At 69.1% G+C, this 16664-nt stretch carries 18 protein-coding genes; 7 read left to right on the top strand and 11 right to left on the bottom strand.

Annotated features, from left to right (window positions below; all coding sequences use genetic code 11):
* Nucleotides 1-3: 3 nt before the first annotated feature.
* The 3 genes from ACZ5BU_RS30975 to ACZ5BU_RS30965 all read right to left on the bottom strand — a co-directional run bounded on the left by ACZ5BU_RS30975 (nucleotide 4) and on the right by ACZ5BU_RS30965 (nucleotide 1077).
* Entirely contained in the window at nucleotides 4-225 is a 222-nt protein-coding gene (locus ACZ5BU_RS30975; RefSeq protein ID WP_465703975.1) for a hypothetical protein, read from the bottom strand.
* Nucleotides 225-641, bottom strand: a complete 417-nt coding sequence (locus tag ACZ5BU_RS30970; protein WP_465703974.1) for a hypothetical protein — start codon at nucleotides 639-641, stop codon at nucleotides 225-227. Before ACZ5BU_RS30970 ends, ACZ5BU_RS30975 begins: the two co-directional genes overlap by 1 nt.
* A gap of 106 nt (nucleotides 642-747) precedes the next feature.
* The gene (locus tag ACZ5BU_RS30965) at nucleotides 748-1077 is read right to left on the bottom strand and encodes an ArsR/SmtB family transcription factor (RefSeq protein WP_465703973.1); all 330 of its coding nucleotides are present in this window, start codon (nucleotides 1075-1077) and stop codon (nucleotides 748-750) included.
* A gap of 65 nt (nucleotides 1078-1142) precedes the next feature.
* Between ACZ5BU_RS30965 and ACZ5BU_RS30960 the strand changes: the two genes are divergently transcribed.
* Complete coding sequence (locus ACZ5BU_RS30960) at nucleotides 1143-1616, top strand: YybH family protein (RefSeq protein ID WP_465703972.1); 474 nt, start codon at nucleotides 1143-1145, stop codon at nucleotides 1614-1616.
* Here the strand turns inward: ACZ5BU_RS30960 and ACZ5BU_RS30955 are convergent.
* Genes ACZ5BU_RS30955 through ACZ5BU_RS30935 form a run of 5 tightly spaced genes read right to left on the bottom strand, consistent with a single transcriptional unit; the run spans nucleotide 1613 to nucleotide 6304 of the window.
* Nucleotides 1613-2329 (bottom strand): 16S rRNA (uracil(1498)-N(3))-methyltransferase, encoded by a 717-nt coding sequence (locus ACZ5BU_RS30955; RefSeq protein WP_465703971.1) that lies wholly within the window; start codon nucleotides 2327-2329, stop codon nucleotides 1613-1615. The genes ACZ5BU_RS30960 and ACZ5BU_RS30955 overlap by 4 nt on opposite strands.
* A 5-nt stretch (nucleotides 2330-2334) precedes the next feature.
* Nucleotides 2335-3477 carry a molecular chaperone DnaJ gene (gene dnaJ, locus ACZ5BU_RS30950; RefSeq protein ID WP_465703970.1) on the bottom strand — a complete coding sequence of 381 codons (1143 nt, stop codon included), beginning with the start codon at nucleotides 3475-3477 and terminating at the stop codon, nucleotides 2335-2337.
* A gap of 25 nt (nucleotides 3478-3502) precedes the next feature.
* Nucleotides 3503-4525, bottom strand: coding sequence for a heat-inducible transcriptional repressor HrcA (hrcA, locus tag ACZ5BU_RS30945; protein WP_465703969.1), 1023 nt, complete (start codon nucleotides 4523-4525; stop codon nucleotides 3503-3505).
* 49 nt (nucleotides 4526-4574) lie between these two features.
* The gene (locus ACZ5BU_RS30940) at nucleotides 4575-5678 is read right to left on the bottom strand and encodes a Gfo/Idh/MocA family protein (protein WP_465703968.1); all 1104 of its coding nucleotides are present in this window, start codon (nucleotides 5676-5678) and stop codon (nucleotides 4575-4577) included.
* Nucleotides 5663-6304, bottom strand: coding sequence for a ThuA domain-containing protein (locus tag ACZ5BU_RS30935; protein ID WP_465703967.1), 642 nt, complete (start codon nucleotides 6302-6304; stop codon nucleotides 5663-5665). Before ACZ5BU_RS30935 ends, ACZ5BU_RS30940 begins: the two co-directional genes overlap by 16 nt.
* Nucleotides 6305-6436: 132 nt before the next feature.
* Here ACZ5BU_RS30935 and ACZ5BU_RS30930 point away from each other — a divergent pair, with 132 nt between their 5' ends.
* The 3 genes from ACZ5BU_RS30930 to ACZ5BU_RS30920 all read left to right on the top strand — a co-directional run bounded on the left by ACZ5BU_RS30930 (nucleotide 6437) and on the right by ACZ5BU_RS30920 (nucleotide 9673).
* A complete protein-coding gene (locus ACZ5BU_RS30930; protein ID WP_465703966.1) occupies nucleotides 6437-7204 on the top strand; it encodes an MBL fold metallo-hydrolase in 768 nt (255 codons plus the stop codon).
* Nucleotides 7205-7300: 96 nt separating this feature from the next.
* The gene (locus ACZ5BU_RS30925; RefSeq protein ID WP_465703965.1) at nucleotides 7301-8839 is read left to right on the top strand and encodes an NCS1 family nucleobase:cation symporter-1; all 1539 of its coding nucleotides are present in this window, start codon (nucleotides 7301-7303) and stop codon (nucleotides 8837-8839) included.
* A 9-nt stretch (nucleotides 8840-8848) separates the two neighbouring features.
* Nucleotides 8849-9673, top strand: coding sequence for a DUF3097 domain-containing protein (locus tag ACZ5BU_RS30920; RefSeq protein WP_465703964.1), 825 nt, complete (start codon nucleotides 8849-8851; stop codon nucleotides 9671-9673).
* Here the strand turns inward: ACZ5BU_RS30920 and ACZ5BU_RS30915 are convergent.
* Nucleotides 9648-12218, bottom strand: a complete 2571-nt coding sequence (locus tag ACZ5BU_RS30915) for a DUF3376 domain-containing protein (RefSeq protein ID WP_465703963.1) — start codon at nucleotides 12216-12218, stop codon at nucleotides 9648-9650. The two genes, ACZ5BU_RS30920 and ACZ5BU_RS30915, sit on opposite strands and share 26 nt — an antisense overlap.
* Nucleotides 12219-12319: 101 nt before the next feature.
* On the opposite strand from ACZ5BU_RS30915, the gene ACZ5BU_RS30910 reads away from it, so the two are divergent.
* The 3 genes from ACZ5BU_RS30910 to ACZ5BU_RS30900 are packed head-to-tail and all read left to right on the top strand — an operon-like array spanning nucleotide 12320 to nucleotide 14209.
* Nucleotides 12320-12907 carry a hypothetical protein gene (locus ACZ5BU_RS30910; RefSeq protein WP_465703962.1) on the top strand — a complete coding sequence of 196 codons (588 nt, stop codon included), beginning with the start codon at nucleotides 12320-12322 and terminating at the stop codon, nucleotides 12905-12907.
* A 3-nt stretch (nucleotides 12908-12910) separates the two neighbouring features.
* A complete protein-coding gene (locus ACZ5BU_RS30905) occupies nucleotides 12911-13747 on the top strand; it encodes a hypothetical protein (RefSeq protein WP_465703961.1) in 837 nt (278 codons plus the stop codon).
* Nucleotides 13748-13783: 36 nt separating this feature from the next.
* Nucleotides 13784-14209, top strand: coding sequence for a VOC family protein (locus ACZ5BU_RS30900; protein WP_465703960.1), 426 nt, complete (start codon nucleotides 13784-13786; stop codon nucleotides 14207-14209).
* A 33-nt stretch (nucleotides 14210-14242) separates the two neighbouring features.
* On the opposite strand, the gene ACZ5BU_RS30895 is transcribed toward ACZ5BU_RS30900, so the two are convergent.
* Together ACZ5BU_RS30895 and ACZ5BU_RS30890 are read right to left on the bottom strand one after the other, a co-directional pair.
* Nucleotides 14243-15250 carry a LacI family DNA-binding transcriptional regulator gene (locus ACZ5BU_RS30895; RefSeq protein WP_465703959.1) on the bottom strand — a complete coding sequence of 336 codons (1008 nt, stop codon included), beginning with the start codon at nucleotides 15248-15250 and terminating at the stop codon, nucleotides 14243-14245.
* Nucleotides 15251-15341: 91 nt separating this feature from the next.
* Nucleotides 15342-16643, bottom strand: a complete 1302-nt coding sequence (locus ACZ5BU_RS30890; RefSeq protein WP_465703958.1) for an ABC transporter substrate-binding protein — start codon at nucleotides 16641-16643, stop codon at nucleotides 15342-15344.
* Nucleotides 16644-16664 lie beyond the last annotated feature (21 nt).

Below are 16664 nucleotides of genomic sequence, written 5' to 3'. Positions count from 1 at the left end.
CGGTCAGGGTGCGTCGTCCCCGGCCAGCTCGCGATCGATCGCGTCCAGCGTAGCCCCGACCTGATCCAGCTCCTGCTCCGGCGACCCCACCTGTTGGGTCGCCGGAGCCTGCCGGCCGGCCTTCTCCCCACTCGGCCCACCGGCGGAGCTGCCACACGCGGTCAGTCCGGCGACCGCGGCCGCCGTACCGACCAGCACGATCAGTACGCCCTTGATCCGTCGCATCACTTGGCCACCTGGCAGTGCGCGGTCTTGAACGCCTCCAGCTTCGTCTTGGCGGCAGCGAGGTCGGTCGCCCGCTCGGAGCGGCGGTCGGCACGCTTCTCCAACCGCTCGGCGATCTTCGTGTGTCCCTTCGCCTTCTGCTCGGCGGCGCGTGCCCTCAGCCACGCGACCGAACCCTTCACGTCGGCGCCTCCGTTGATCCTGGCAGCCAGCTTGTCCCGCCGCGCGATCATCTTCGGCAGCCGTTCGGCACAAAGCTTCTGCGACTCCTCCGGGCTGAGCGTCACCTGCTTGTACGTCGGTGCCGGGGTCGGCGTCGGGTCGGCCGATGCGACCGTCGTACCGGCGACGATCCCACCCGCCAGGACGACGACCGACGTACCGGCCGCCAGGGTTCCGCGGACAGACCTGCGCATCTTCGTTCTCCTCGTCATCTCCCGAACGGACGAGTCCAACTCTCGCCGACGGTTGTTCGAGGACGGCCGGAGCTGTGTTCGGGGTTTGTAAGAGTTCCGGCTGTGGTCAGTCAGCGCGGTCGATGGTGGCCGCGAGCAGCCCCGGGAAGACAGCGTCGAACTCGGACCGGCGGAGGCGGTTGAGGCGGCGGGCGCCCTCGTCGCGTTGCTCGATCAGGCCGGCGGAGCGCAGTACGGCGAAGTGGTGGCTGGCGGTCGCCTTCTTCACGGGCAGGTCGAACGTGCCGCAGGCGCGGGTCCAGTCGTCGTGCGACGCGAGATCGCGCAGGATCGAACGCCGGACCGGGTCCGCGAGCGCGTCGAGGGCCGCCTGCAACGGCACCCCGGCCGGGTCAGCATGCGTGAGCGTCCGGGCTCTGGCGGACTCGACGGCCATAGTGTTCGATCCTTGTCGTACAGTTGTGTTCGGTCTCTGTCTAACAGCCTAGCGAGGTGCTGGTGATGATCGAACTGGTCGACTACAACTTCGGACCGGATGCCCGCCCACGGCCGGCGGAGGCGCGGGCGCCGGGGCGGGAGGGAGCGCTGGCCGCGTTGGAGACGTTCTACTACGCCCTGAACCACAAGGACTTGGACGTCCTGGTCGACGGCTGGGCGGACGATCCGCTGGTGCAGTTGAACAATCCCGTCGGCGGGATCCTGCGGGGCCGGGACGCGGTACGGGACCTGTACGAGCGGGTGTTCGCGGGGAGCTTGAACATCCAGGTGACGTTCGGCGACGCGGCAACGTACTGGCTGCGCGATTCGGTGGTGTTCGCGGGACGCGAGACGGGCACCTACCTGGGCGACCGCCCGCTGCGGATCCGTACCACGAGAATCTTCAGGTACGACGGCCTCTGGCAGCAGGTGCACCACCACGGCAGCATCGACGACGCGAACATGCTGGCCGCATACCAGCAAGCTGTCCGCGGCTAGCGCCAGCGGGAGCGGGACAGGAGAGCTGCGGCGGCAGCCACGCCGGCGGTTGAGGTTCGCAGGACTGTGTCGCCCAGTCGGATCGGGGTGGCGGCGAAGGACTTCAGCTCGGTGGGGGTGATGCCACCCTCTGGGCCCACGACCAGGACGAGGTCGCCTGTGGTGGGGACGTCGAGAGCGGCCAGCGGAACGGTGGCTTCCTCGTGGAGGACTACCGGGAGGGCAGCGGTCGCCAGGAGCTTGGTGACGTCGGCGGTGGAGGCCAGTGGGGCGATCTCGGTGAACCAGGTGCGGCGGGATTGTTTGCTCGCCTCGAAGGACCAGGACCGCCACTTGGCGAGCAGCTTCTCGACCCGTTCCGGGTTGGCGCGGAACTGGCTGCGGTCGGCGTTCCACGGGACGATCACGTCGACGCCGACCTCGGTCAGCATCTCCACCGCGAGCTCGGCCCGCTCCCCCTTCGGTACGGCCTGCACCACAACCACCCGCGGGTCCGCCGCCGGCGTACTCCCCCGCTCGTCGACGGCGACCGTCACGCCGGCCTTGGACGCAGCGACCACAGGCCCCTCGGCCCAGGCGCCGCGCCCGTCCGTCAACCGGACCCGCTCTCCAGGCCCGATCCGCCGTACGACAGCCGCATGCCGCCCCTCGGCTCCGTCGAGCACCAGTTCTTCCCCGCCCAGCTCGGCGAGGAAGAACACCGCGACACCCACGGCCGTCAGTGGGCGCCGAAGGCGTCGCGGAGGCGGCCGAAGACGGTCTTGTGGGTGGCTTGGACCTGGCCCTGGGGGCGTTCCTCGTCGCGGGCGACGGCCAGCTGGCGGAGCAGGTCGGCCTGGCTGTCGTCGAGCTTGGTAGGAGTCTCGACGATGACCTGGACGATCAGGTCGCCGCGGCCGGCGTGGCGTAGGCGCGGCACCCCGCGGGCCGACAGGGTCTGCGTCGTACCGGACTGCGTACCCGGGCGGATCTCCAGCGGAGTGGTCTCGCCTTCGAGCGTCGGCAGGTCGATCGTCGTACCGAGCGCGGCCGCCGTCATCGGGAGCGTGACCGTGCAGTGCAGGTCGTCGCCGTTGCGGGTGAAGATGTCGTGCGGCTCGACCTCGATCTCGACGTACAGGTCACCGGCCGGGCCGCCGCCCGGGCCGACCTCGCCCTGACCGGACAGCTGCACGCGCGTCCCGGTGTCGACGCCGCCGGGGATCTTGACGGTGACGGTACGGCGGGACCGCACCCGTCCGTCGCCGGAGCACTCGACGCACGGGTTCGGGATGGTGGTCCCGTAGCCGCGGCAGTTCGGGCAGGGACGCATCGTCCGCACCTCGCCGAGGAACGACCGCTGCGTGTGCGTCACCTCGCCGCGTCCGTGGCAGATCTCGCAGGTCACCGGCTCGGACCCGGCCGCCGCGCCGGACCCGCTACAGGTCGGGCACAGTACGGCGGTGTCGACCTTGAGCTCCCGCGTCGTACCGAAGGCGGCCTCGGCCAGGTCGATCCGCAACGGGATCAGCGCGTCCTGGCCGCGCCGGGTCCGCGGCCGCGGCCCGCGGGTCGCGCCGCCGGTCTGCCCGAAGAACGCGTCCATGATGTCGGTGAACGTGAACGCCTGCCCGAACCCGGCACCGCCCGGCCCGGCGCCAGCGGTCGCGAACGGATCGCCGCCGAGGTCGTGCATCTGCCGCTTCTGCGGGTCGCTGAGCACCTGGAACGCGCGCCCGATCTCCTGGAACTTCTGGTGCGCGTCCTCGGAGTCGTTCACGTCCGGGTGGTACTGACGTGCCAGTTTGCGGTACGCCTTCTTGATCTCGTCCGGTGACGCGTCACGGGTGACACCTAGGACGGCGTAGTAATCGGTGCTCATACTCCAGACCAGGGGGTTGTCTTCATCAGGATTCAGCCAGTATCTGGCTCACATAACGCGCGACGGCCCGTACTGCGCCCATCGTGCTCGGGTAGTCCATGTGGGTCGGCCCGACGATGCCGAGGGTGGCGAGCACCTCCGACTTCGACCCGTACCCGGTCGCGACCACCGAGGTGGTGGCCAGTTCCTCGTACGGGTTCTCGTGGCCGATCCGAACGGTCAGCGTCTGCGGGTTGGTCGCCTCGCCGAGCAGCTTCAGCAGGATGACGTGCTCCTCGAGCGCCTCCAGCACGGGCTTCACGTTCCGCTCGAAGTCGTCGCCGTACCGGGTCAGGTTGGCGGCGCCGCCGACCGCGATCCGCTGCTCGCCGACCTCGTCGGTGAACGCCTCGAACAGCGTGGTGACGATCGACGAGACCAGCGACCGGTCGGCCGGCGCGAACAGGTCGGGCACACTCGCCAGGGAGGCGGCCGCGTCGGTCAGCCGCTGGCCGGCGAGCGCCGTGTTCAGCCGCGACCGCAGGTCCGCGATCAGTTGCTCGTCGACGTCCTGCGGGTGTTCGACGATCCGCTGCTCGACCCGGCCGTTGCTGGTGATCAGTACGAGCAGGAGCCGGCGCGGGCTCATCGTGACGACCTCGATGTGCCGCACGCTCGACCGGTTCAGCGACGGGTACTGCACGATGGCGACCTGGCGGGTGATCTGGGCAAGCAACCGCACCGTCCGGCGGACCACGTCGTCCAGGTCGACCGCACCGGCCAGGAACGACGTGATCGCCTTCTTCTCCGCCACCGACAGCGTCTTGACCGTGCTCAGCTTGTCGACGAACAGCCGGTACCCGGCGTCGGTCGGGATCCGGCCGGCGCTGGTGTGCGGCTGGGTGATGTACCCCTCCTCCTCCAGCGCGGCCATGTCGTTCCGCACGGTGGCCGGGGAGACACCGAGGTTGTGCCGGTCGACGAGCGCCTTCGACCCGATCGGTTCGTGGGTCGCGACGTAGTCCTCGACGATGGCGCGGAGCACATCCAGCTTGCGGTCGTCCAGCACGCCCACCACCCTCTCCGGCTCCTGGCACTCCGTGGTTCGGAGTGCCAGTCTAGGCGGTCTCGGGCGAGGCTCCCAACGGAACGGGCGCCGGACGCGTCACTGTACTGACCACATCAAGCGGCTGATCCTGGACCGCGGAGTCGACGAACGACTCCAGTACGTCGAGCACGTGGTACGCCAGCTCCCCGGTCGCGCGGTGCGGTTCACCGTTCCGGATCGCCCGGGCCATGTCCGCGACTCCGACCCCGCGACCGGCCCCGGCGTATCCACCGGCGACCGGCACCTCGGTCCACTCGCGGCGCTCCGGCGTCACGATCTCGACGGTCCCGTCGAACCCGTTCGGGTCCGGCACCGACAGGCTGCCGTCCGTCCCGTGGACCTCGATCCGGGGCAGCCGCCCGGCCCAGACGTCGAACGACATCAGCACGGTGGTCAATGCGCCGGACTCGTGCTCCAGTACGCCAGTGACGTGCGTCGGCACCTCCACGTCGAACACGGTCCCGGCGCGTGGCCCGGTGTGGATCTTCCGCTGCTGTTTCGCCCGGCCCGCGCGGGCCGTCACCCGGACGACCGGCCCGAGCAGGGTGACCAAGCTGGTCACGTAGTACGGGCCCATGTCGAGGACCGGGCCGCCGCCGGGCTGGTAGTAGAACTCCGGCGCCGGGTGCCACAGCTCGTGGCCGGGGGTCACCATGAACGCGGTCGCCGCGTGCGGGGTACCGATGTCACCGCGATCGATCACCGCACGAGCCGTCTGGGTGCCGGTGCCGAGGACCGTGTCCGGCGCACAGCCGATCCGCAGGTCGTTGGCAGCGGCGTACTTCAGCAGCGGCTCCGCCTCGGTACGGTCCATGGCCAGCGGCTTCTCGCCGTACACGTGCTTGCCCGCGGCCAGCGCGGCCTGGTGCACCGCGGCGTGGGCCGCCGGGATGGTGAGGTTGAGGACGATGTCGACGTCGTCGGCCGCGTACAGCTCCTCCGGTGACAACGCGCGGATGCCCGGGTGCTTGTCGGCGATCGCCTGCGCGCGCGAAACGTCCAGGTCCGCGACGGCGACCACGTCGACGCCGGAGAGCTTCGCCAGGTGGTCCAGGTACGTGCCGGAGATGACGCCCGTACCGACGATGCCGACGCCGGTCACTTGCTCGCCCACAGCAGCCCCCGCTCGATGATCGTCCGGACCTCGGGCGTCTCCAGGTCGTCCAGCTTGTGGCCGACCGTGCAGACGAAGACCTTGCCCTCGCCCCAGGTCCGGGTCCAGATCGCCGGCATCACGGCGCCCTCGATCCACGGGTAGTCCGGGTGCGACTCGAACGTCGTCGTCGCGAGCACGGTGTTCGTCGGGTCGTAGTGGATGTAGTACTGCTCGGTGTGTACGTCGAAGTGCTTGATGCCCTCGACGATGGGGTGGTCGGCAATGATGTCCACCCGGTAGTCGGTGTACCCGTGCGGGTGCGAGATGAACTGCCCGCCGGTGATGAAGCTGTAGTCGACGTTCTTCCGGAACGAGTCCGCGATCCCGCCGTGCCAGCCGGCGAACCCGGTACCGCGCCGGATCGCCGCCTCCAGGCCCTTGAAGTGGTCGTCCTCGATCTCGCTCATCGTCACGCACTGCACGACGAGGTCGACGCCGTCCAGGTCGAGGTAGGCCGCGGTGGTGTCGGAGACCGTCACCTCGTAGCCGTTCTCCTTCAGATGCGGGATGAACAAGTCCGTCGCCTCGACCGGGGAGTGCCCTTCCCAGCCACCCCGGACCACAACCGCACGTCGTGTCGTCACACCGGCCACCCTTCGAAAGTTTCGGAGTTCCGATCGGAACACTTGCGACCTTAAGTCGGGAGGAGAGGGCTTGCCAACAGTTACTCTCACCACATGGGCTCATCAATGCGCTGGGCAAGTAGGGTCGGGCCCATGAGTTGGACGGAGCTCGGCGACCGTACGTGGGTCCGCCGGTACGACGAATGGGACCTCAACGTCGGCCTGGTCGTCGGCGCCGACGGCGCACTGGTGATCGATACCCGCGCGACCGCCGAGGAGGCCGAGCAGCTCCGCGAACACATCCGCGAGCTCACCGACCTCCCGGTGAAGTGGGTCGTCAACACCCACGCCCACTTCGACCACGTCAACGGCAACAGCGTCTTCAGCGAGGCCGAGGTCTACCTGCACGAGAACGCCGCCGCCGAGGAGAACCTGGCCGGTACGACGTTCGCCGCCGCGAAGGTCGTCGACCTCGGCGACCGCCGGGTCGAGCTGCTGTGGGTCGGCAACGCGCACACCTCCGGCGACACCGTGGTCGCCGTACCCGACGTGAACGTGTTCTTCGTCGGCGACCTGCTCGAGGAGTCGGCGCCACCGTCGTACGGCAGCGACTCGTTCCCGCTGGAGTGGCCGGACACGATCCAGGCCGTCGTCGGCATGATGCCGAAGGACGTCCGGATCGTCCCGGGTCACGGCGCGGTCGTCGACCTGGAGTTCGCGCACGACCAGGCGATCGACGTGGGCAAGGTCGCGAACACGATCTCGACCCTGCACCACGCCGGCACCTCGCTCGAGGACGCCCTCGCGCACACCGACGACTGGCCGTGGCCGGTCGACAAGCTGCAGGACGCGATCCGCCGCGGCTACGCGGTCCTCGGTACGCCGCAACGCCCGAGCCTCCCCCTCCTCGGGCCTGGATAAGTAGGGCCCGGATAAGTAATTGTCCGTTGACATCACGTCACCTGGTCCCGCAACTTGTTCGGAACGGACATCGCCCGACCGGATGGGGTGGGACTCATGGCCACGACGATCCAACAGACGGTTCATCCCGACGGTCGCGTCGAGCTAGCGGATCCCGAGGCGCTCCAGGGCAGTCCGTACGCGAACGCCGAGCTCGCGCCGACGCGGTTGCCCGAGCGGACCTGGACGACGTACAACTACGCCGCGCTGTGGATGGGGATGGCGCACAACATCCCGAGCTACCTGCTCGCGTCCGGGCTGGTGGCGCTCGGGATGAACTGGCTGCAGGCGTTCCTCACGATCACGCTCGGGAACCTGATCGTCCTGGTCCCGCTGCTGCTGAACAGTCACGCGGGCACGAAGTACGGCATCCCGTTCCCGGTGTTCGCGCGGGCGTTCTACGGCGTCCGCGGCGCGAACTTCCCGGCTTTGCTGCGGGCGTTCATCGCGTGCGGCTGGTTCGGCATCCAGACCTGGATCGGCGGGCAGGCGATCTACGTGATCGTCGGCGAGCTGTTCGGCAAGGGCTGGACGAACGCGTCGGCGATCGGCGGGCACCCGTGGACGATGTGGCTGAGCTTCGCGTTCTTCTGGGTGCTGCAGATGGTGCTGATCTTCCGCGGTATCGAGGGCCTGCGCCGGTTCGAGAACTGGGCGGCGCCGCTGGTCACGATCGCGTTCGTCGCGCTGATGGTGGCGATCCTGGTGAAGGCCGGCGGCTTCGGGCCGATCCTGTCGCAGCCGTCCAAGCTCGGCTGGGACGCCGACTTCTGGAAGATCTTCGCGCCCTCGCTGATGGGCATGATCGCGTTCTGGGCGACGCTGTCGTTGAACATGCCGGACTTCACCCGGTTCGGTAAGGGCCAGCGGGCGCAGGTCTGGGGCCAGATCATCGGCCTGCCGACCACGATGTCGTTCATCGCGCTGGTCTCGATCATCACCACGTCCGGCACGGTCGTGCTCTACGGTTCGGCGATCTGGGACCCGGTCGAGCTGACCCGCCGGTTCCAGAACCCGGTGATCGTCACGATCGGCCTGATCATGGCGATCCTCGCGACGATGTCCTGCAACGTCGCGGCCAACGTGGTGAGTCCGTCGTACGACTTCGCGAACGCGTTGCCGCGCTGGCTGAACTTCAAGACCGCGGGCCTGCTGACCGGCGTGGTCGGGATCGTCATCCAGCCGTGGCGGCTGATCTCGGACCCGTCGATCTACATCTTCGTGTGGCTCTCGTTCTACGGCGGCCTGCTCGCGTCGGTGGCCGGCGTACTGATCGCGGGGTACTGGCTGATCGACCGCACCAACCTGCAGCTCGCGGAGCTGTACAAACCGGGCGGCCGCTACTGGTACTCGGCCGGCTGGAACTGGCGCGGTGTGACCGCGACGCTGTTCGGCTCGCTGCTCGCGGCCGGCGGCGCGTACTCGAATCCCGGCGCCGGCCCGTTCCCGCACAACGGCCTGATCCCGTTCCTGAAGCCGCTGTACGACTACTCGTGGGCGGTCGGTCTGGTCGTCGGATTCGTCGCGTTCTTCGTTCTCACGCTGGCCGCGCCGAGCCGCCAGTCAACGGCGTCTCACGCGGCTCCGAGTTACTAGAGTTGGCGCGTGGCTGACAGGTATGGGAACGACGTACTCGCGGGTGACTGGCGGAAGCCGAAGAACGGGCGGACCGTCGAGGTCGAGATCGAGAAGGGCATGGTCGTCGAGGAGCCCAGCTCGGGGTTCGTCGGCGCGATCGTGCGCTGGGAGCACGGCGTCGTCGACCTCGAGGACCGGCACGGCAAGATCCGTACGTACCCGCTCGGCCCGGGGTTCTGGCTGGACGGCAAACCGGTCAGCCTGAAGCCGCCGAAGAAGGCCGGGCCGGCGAAGAAGACGCGTACGGCGTCTGGGTCTGTCGCGGTGGACAACGTCCGGGCGAAGGTCGCCCGGGCCAGCCGGATCTACGTCGAGGGCCGGCACGACGCCGAACTGGTCGAGAAGGTGTGGGGCGACGACCTGCGGATCGAGGGGGTCGTGGTCGAGTACCTCGAAGGCGTCGACGACCTGGTCGAGATCGTCAACCGGTTCCAGCCCGGGCCCGGCCGGCGGCTCGGCGTACTGGTCGACCACCTGGTCGAGGGCTCGAAGGAGTCGAAGATCGCCGCACAGGTGAACAACCGGTACGTGCTGGTGGTCGGGCACCCGTTCATCGACATCTGGGAGGCGGTCAAGCCGTCGGCGGTCGGGATCAAGGCGTGGCCGAAGGTGCCGCACGGGCAGGACTGGAAGAAGGGCGTGCTGCAGGCGTTCGGCTGGCCGGCCACCGACCAGGCCGACGTCGCCGCGGCCTGGAAGCACATCCTGTCGAAGGTGAACAGCTTCGCCGACCTCGACCCGGCGCTGCTCGGCCGGGTCGAGGAACTCATCGATTTCGCGACGCTGGACTGATCTCGGGCATCCGGTTCTCCAGCCAGATACGGATGCGGCGGCGGGCGCGGCGTACGTACCAGATGATCACGCCGAGGACGGCGCTGAGCGCGAGGATCGCGCCGGCCAGGACAGCAGCGATCAGGGAATCCGCCGCACCCGCGACGATCACCAGCACCACACCGACAGCTGCTGTTGCCGCGGGCAACCATGGCTCGAAGATCGTGGGCCGCCCGGCAGGCGTCAGTTTGGCGCCACGTACCATCCGGTCCCACACCGTCTGCCGTGCCGGCTCGGTGAACCAGCGGGCGGTACGCAGCAGCCACGAGCCGGGCTGGTGCTTGCGGCCCGCGGCCGCCTTCACCCAGTTGCCGACCTGCGGACCGAGACCGCTCGACACGTCGACCATCCGGTCCGCGAGCCCCTTGGTGATCGCGCGGCCCTCCGGCGACTGGTTCAGCTCGTCCCGCATCGTCAGCAGCGCGCTGATCCCGGCGTCGACCGGGAAGTCCTTGGCCAGCCGTTCGATCCGCTCGGCGACCGCGTCCAGGGCCCAGCCCTCGGCCTGCAGCACCTGACGCTGGGTCTCGCGGATCCAGTTCGCGTCCGCGCCGAGCATCGCGCCGAGATGCGCGACGCAGTGCAGGCGGCCCATCAGCCAGTCCCAGCGCCGCCAGTCGGCCGCACCGAACGCGCCGAAGTGCCCGACCTGGCTGCCGTACAGGATGCGGTCGTTGAGCTGGTTCGCGACCGACCCTTCCTGCAGCTCGTCGAGTACGGCGAGCGGGATGTCCGGACCGAGCCGCAGGAACTGGAACGGCGCACTGCGCTGCTCGGGCGTGCGGGCCGACGTACACCGCGACACGATCTCCACTTCGAGCCCGGTCTCGACGAGGTCCCACCCGATGACCGCGACCAGCGCGGCGAACGCGTCGCCGAGCGTCCGCTGGATCTGCAACTGCTCGAAGATGTCGTTCAGCCCGACCGCCACCGCCTCGGCGCCACCGGCCGGCCGCAGGTCGAGATGAGCAGCGGCCAGCTGTAGGTCGAGAGCGTCCCGAACGGCCTGCACCTTCATCAGGCAGTCGCTCGCCGCCGTCAGCCGCTTCTCCAGCTCGGCGCGGTCCTCGTGCGCCGCGGCGCTGACCCGATTGCGCAACGAACGCAGGATCAACCGGACGATCCGCTCGGCCGCACCGGTCCCCCACAGCCAGCTCGGGTTGCCCTCGGCATCGTCGTGCAGAGCCGCCGTCGAGCCGTCCGGGTCGGGTACCCACGGGTGGTCGTTACGCAGGATCTCGTCGATCTCGTGCTCCGACAGCGCGGTCGCGGCGTCCAGCACAGTCGACTGGTCGTGGCTCGCGATCGTCACCGCCTCCCACACGCCACCAGCCGCACGGCCCCGCGAGTACGCCGGTTGCAACGCCTTCGCCGCGGCGGTCAGCCGTTCTCGTTCTTCTGGTTGCGCCAGGCAACGATCGAACAGCCGCTGGGTGTCGGACCAGGACGCGTCCGCCTCCAGCAGCAGGCGTTCGAGCTGCTCGACGTCGGACCGGAAGTCGACCTCGCGCGGGAACTGCACCGCGGACAGCGCCGCCACCCGCCAGCTCGGCTGCTGAGCGGCCGGCAACGCCGTCGACGCGTGCCCGATCCCCGCGGACGGTACGACGTACAGCACGTACCGGGTGGCCTTGCCGTTGACGGGACGCCGGGCGACGACCTCGAGCACCGGGCCGAACGGCGCATTGTCCAGGACGCCGCCGTCGATCAGCCAGGCGCCGGACTCGGCCGGCTGCGGCCGCATCCGGGGCGGTTCCGCGGCCAGCTCCGGCGTCTCCAGGACCGGACCGAACGCGGCCGGGAACGACGCGGACGCCCGCGCCGCGCGGGCCAGCAGTTCGGTGTCCTTCAGCCCGTTCTTCTCCTCGGTGGTGAACTTCCGGTGCACGCCGTCGTACGTCGGCGCGTCCTCGCTGGTGAAGCCGTACAGGTACCGGTGGTCGGGTACGACGAACGACTGCCCGGCCGCGTCCTTCGCCTCGAACTGCTGCACGCCCAGACCGGACGCGGTCACGAACAACGTGACAGGTTCCTCCGCATCGCTCTCACCCGCGTCGGCAACGCCCTTGAGCAGTTCCTCGACCTGCTGCAGGAAGTACTTGCCGTCGAGCACCGACGACGACTTCACGCCGGCCGACGGCACCAGCTTGCCGACGTCGAGCGAACCGAGCGCGACCCACTTCTGCCGCAACCAGGGCCCGTCGTCGCCGTTCGGGTCGAGCGTCGATCCGTTCGCGATCGCGGTCGCGAGCAACGACCCGTTCAGGCCGCCGGCACTGGTTCCGGCGATCACGTCGACGACGATCCGCCGCCGTTCCTCACCACGCCGGCACAGTTCGCGCCAGCGGTCCGCGATCACCGCGTCGTACGGCTGTGGCTTCGGGGCGCCCGATCCGCCCGACGCGCGGCGGATCAGGTCCAGCTCGTGGGTCACGCCGCCCATCCAGACCGCGAGGCTGACGCCGCCGTTCAGTACCAGCGCGATCCGGATCTCGTGGTCGCTCATCCGACAGATTTACCACGGTTGGGCGGTCGTCGCAGCGGAGAGTGAACAAAAGGTTGTGGTGTTCTGTACGCAGGGTCATCCTGTTCGTGGGGGTGGTCGTCATGCGCTGCTGGGCTGTGACGGTTTCCGTACTGGTCCTGCTGGTCCAGGGGTGCTCCGGCACGTCCGGTGACGCCGGCGGTACGGCCCCGCCGACGGTGACGCCCGCGGACACCGGCGAGCCGGTCCCGGAGCCGACCAGCGTCGAGCCCACGCAGACCCGCGACGGCAAGCCGTCCATCGAGATTGCCTCGCTCCCGATCGGTGGCGTCCCCGAGGACGGTTCGAACTGCAACCCGATCAGCTGGCTGGCCGGCGACATCCCGAACGGCGTCACGATCAAGCTCGGTACGCCGACGTTCGACCCGCCCGGTGTCTTCGCGTTGGACCAGAGCGGCTGCCCGGCGAGCTCCCAGTCCTGCGAAGGCCTGCTGTGGACAGCGCAGGATCTCCCGCAGTGCTGGGTCGGCTTCAAACAGGTCGGCACCGAGGGCACCGTCACGCTGGTCGTCCCGGCCGTCGCGACCTGCGAGACCTCGGGCCAGTGCGAGAAGCTAAAGTCGCTCGGCGGCAGCCAGATCACGCTCACGGCCCAGCCGCCCGAAACGACGACCGAGCCGCTGCCTGACACCGAGACGCCGACGAGTTGAGTGATGGCGGACGACCGGTCGCAGCTCGAGCGGTGGGTGAGCTTCGCCGCCGGGATCGTCGCGCCGGTGACGCTGCTGAGCGCGTTGCTGTTCTACTTCGGGTACGTGTCCGCGCGCTCGCAGTACGAGTACTTCGGGATCGACGTCGACACGATCGGGCTGAGTACCCAGGACTACGTGATGCGCAGCCCGCAGCCGTTGCTCGTCCCGCTGCTGGTGATCACCTTGCTCGCGGTCGCGGCACTCCTGCTGCACAACGCGATCCACCCGACGCCTGTCGCCGTACGACGGGCCGCGCGGATCGCCGTACTGGTACTGATCGTCGGTGTGATCGGCCTGCTCGCGTACCCGTTGATCGGCGGCATCCCGTACTACGCGCTGATCGTGCCCGCGGTCATCGGCCTGGCCGCCGCGGCGCTCGCGTACCTCACCTATCTGCGCCGCAAGGCCGATCCGACGGTCGGCCCGCAACGTGTCCTGATCGCGCTGCTGGCGATCGCCACGATCACGTGCGCGTTCTGGGCGACGGCGACCACCGCGCAGTACTCCGGTCGGGGTCTCGCCAAGTCCGACGCGCGGCACCTGAACCGCTTCCCGGTCGTCATCCTCGACACCAAGGAACGCCTGGCCCTCCGCTCGCCCGGCATCGAGGAAACCGCCCTCCGCGCGGGCGCGGGCCAGACGTTCAACTACCGCTACCGCGGCCTGCGTCTCCTGGTCGTCGGCCAGAACCGCCTCTTCCTCGTCCCGCAAGCCTGGACCGCCTCCAACACCACGGTCGTCCTCCCCCTCGACGACTCCGTCCGCGTGCAGTTCCAGTTCCAGAACGACCCGCCCTAGCAGGAAATGTCGGACCTCCGAACGACGATGTCGCTCATGAGTGCTCAAAGTCCTGGGACCCGGCCGGTACTTCGTAGTGTCGACGCGGTCACCCTCACTGTTCCCGATCTGGACACAGGCCTCCGGTTCTACCGGGACGGACTCGGTCACGAGCTGCTGTGGCGCAACGACGACCTCGGTCAGGCAGGCCTGCGCTGCCCGGAGTCGGCGACCGAGATCGTGCTCTCGACGCGTCTGCCCGCCGAGCCGAACTGGCTGGTGGAATCGGTGGACGAAGCGGCCGAAACGATCAGCGCAGCCGGCGGTCACCTACTGAGCGGACCAACTGACATTCCCGTGGGCCGGGTCGCGGCGGTGTCCGACCCGTTCGGCAACCGGCTCGTTCTGGTCGATCTCAGCACCGGGCGCTACACCACCGACCAACACGGTCAGGTCACCGGTGTCGCTCCAGAGCATTGGTAGTAAGGGCTCGTCGACGCGACGGTGCCGCGATCGTCAGGCGCTGTCGCGAATGACCAGTTCGGTGTCGTAGATCTCCGCGGTGGTGTGGTCGGCGCCGCCGATCTTCGCCAGCACGATCTCGGCCAGCCGTGCGCCCAGCTGCTCGACGGGCTGCCGGACCGTGGTCAGTCTCGGCGTGGTCGTGGTGGCCAGGACCGAGTCGTCGAAGCCGACCACCGCGACGTCCGCTGGGACCCGCCGGCCACGTTCGGACAGCACCCGCAGCGCGGCCGTCGCCATCAAGTCCGACGCGACGAATAGGCCGTCGAGGTCCGGGTGCTCGTCCAGCAGCCGCAGCGTCGCGACTTCACCACCGTCCGCGGTGAAGTCGCCGTACCCGATCATCGCGGGCAGCCCGGCCTCCTGCATCACTTCCTGGTAGCCGGTCAGCCGGTCGATCCCCGCGGTCATGTCGAGCGGACCGGCCACGGTCGCGACCCTCCGCCGGCCGATCGCGAGCAGATGCTGTACGCCGGTCCGGGCACCGGCCACGTTGTCGACGTCCACGCTCGCCACCGGTACGTCGACCCCGAGCGGCCGGGCGCTGAACACGATCGGCACCGGCAACTGCGCCAGCTCCTGGAGGATGTTGTCGCGGCCGTGGTGGCTGATCACGATCGCGCCGTCCACGTGGCCGCCGCGCAGGTACCGCAGCAGCCGCTGGTCGTCGGCCTCGACCGGTTCGATCAGCAGCACCAGCTGCGACGACGTCGGCGCGAGCGTCCGGCTGACCCCGCTGAGCATGCGGGCGAAGAACGGGTCCGAGAACACCCGGCTGTCCGGTTCGGGTACGACGATCGCGATCGAGTCGGTCCGCCGGGTGACCAGCGCGCGGGCCGCCCGGTTCGGTACGTACCCGAGCTGCCGGATCGCCTGCTCGACCGCGGCGACGGTGTCCGGGAGCACCTTCGGCGACCCGTTCACCACCCGCGAGACGGTCGCCCGCGACACCCCGGCGAGCGCCGCGACCTGCTCGAGAGTCGGAGAACCAGACCCGTTCATCGGCCCTCCTCATGACTCGATCGGCTCGCGTTCACACCGTAGTACCTCACCGGCCGATCGCACGTCAGTCGCCGGCGAGGGCGTGTTGGGCTCAGTTTCCGACGCGGGTGTTCGCCACCTTGTACGCCTCGGCCAGGGCCTGTTTCCAGGCCGCGTCCGGATCCTGTTTGCCGGCGTCGACCCGGGCCAGCGCGGCACTGAAGATCTGGTTGATCTCGCCGTCCCGCGGGCCCTTGTGCTGCTTGAGGATCACGCTGCGTGCGCGGTTCACGAAGATCTGCCCGACCGGCGCGTTGTTGAAGTAGGGGTTCACCTGCGACTTCACCTGCGGGTCGTCGTACGCCTCGAGGGTCGACGGGAACGAGCCGATCTGCTTGAACACCTTCACCTGCTGCTCCGGCGCGGTCAGCCAGGCGGCCAGCTTCGCGGCCTCCTCCGGATGCGGCGACTGGACCGGGACGGTCAGGTACGAACCACCCCAGTTGCCACCGCCGCCGGGGAACACGTCCGCGACGTCCCACTTGCCCTTGCCGTACGATCCGGCGTTGTCCTGGATCACGCCGAGCAGCCAGCCGGGGCAGGCCATGGTCGCGAACTTGTCGGTCCGGAAGGACGCGTTCCAGGCGTCGCTCCAGGCGGGGAGCCCCGCGGACAGCCCGTCCTTGCTGCCGGCCACGACCTGGTCCCAGGTGCGCTTCAGCCGCGGGTTCTCGTCGGCGAGGAAGCGGTCCTGGTTCGAGTAGTACGCCTGGATCAGCTGGTTCCGCATCGCTTCCCAGGTCAGTACGGCGGAGTCGTACCAGGCCGAGCCCGGCACCCGCTGCTTGAACTTCCGGCCGGTGGCGAAGTACGACGGCCAGTCCTGGAACAGCTTCGCGACCCCGGCCCGGTCCGTGGGCAGGCCGGCCTTCGCGAACAGGTCCCGGCGGTAGCAGATCGCCTCCGGGCCGATGTCGGTGCCGTACCCGATGATCTTGCCGTCCGGCGTGGTCGCCCCGGCCAGTTTCCAGTCCAGCCAGCGGTCCTTCAGGTCGTCCGCGCCGTACTTGCGCAGGTCGACGAACTTGTCCGACTTGGCCAGGTACTTGTAGATCCAGCTGACCTCCATCGCCTCGATGTCGGCCAGGCCGGTGCCGCGGGCCAGGTTCGCGTCCAGGTTCTTCACGTGGTCGTCGACGGTCTTCGCGTGCTCCTCGACGATCGTGATGTTCGGGTGCTGGGCCTCGTACTCGGCGTACAGGTCGGCGTACCCGAACTCGTTGAAGGTGGCAACGGTCAGCTCGATCTTCGGCTCGTCGGCCTTCACGGCACCTGGTGAGTCGGACCCACCCGCACAAGCAGTGACGAGCAGAAATACAGCACCGGCCAACAGGCCGGCTACGGGGCGACGCATTGGGAAAGCTCCCTGGAACTC

The organism is Kribbella sp. NPDC031520 (genome assembly GCF_055580825.1).
This window is presented reverse-complemented; position numbering and strand designations above follow the sequence as displayed.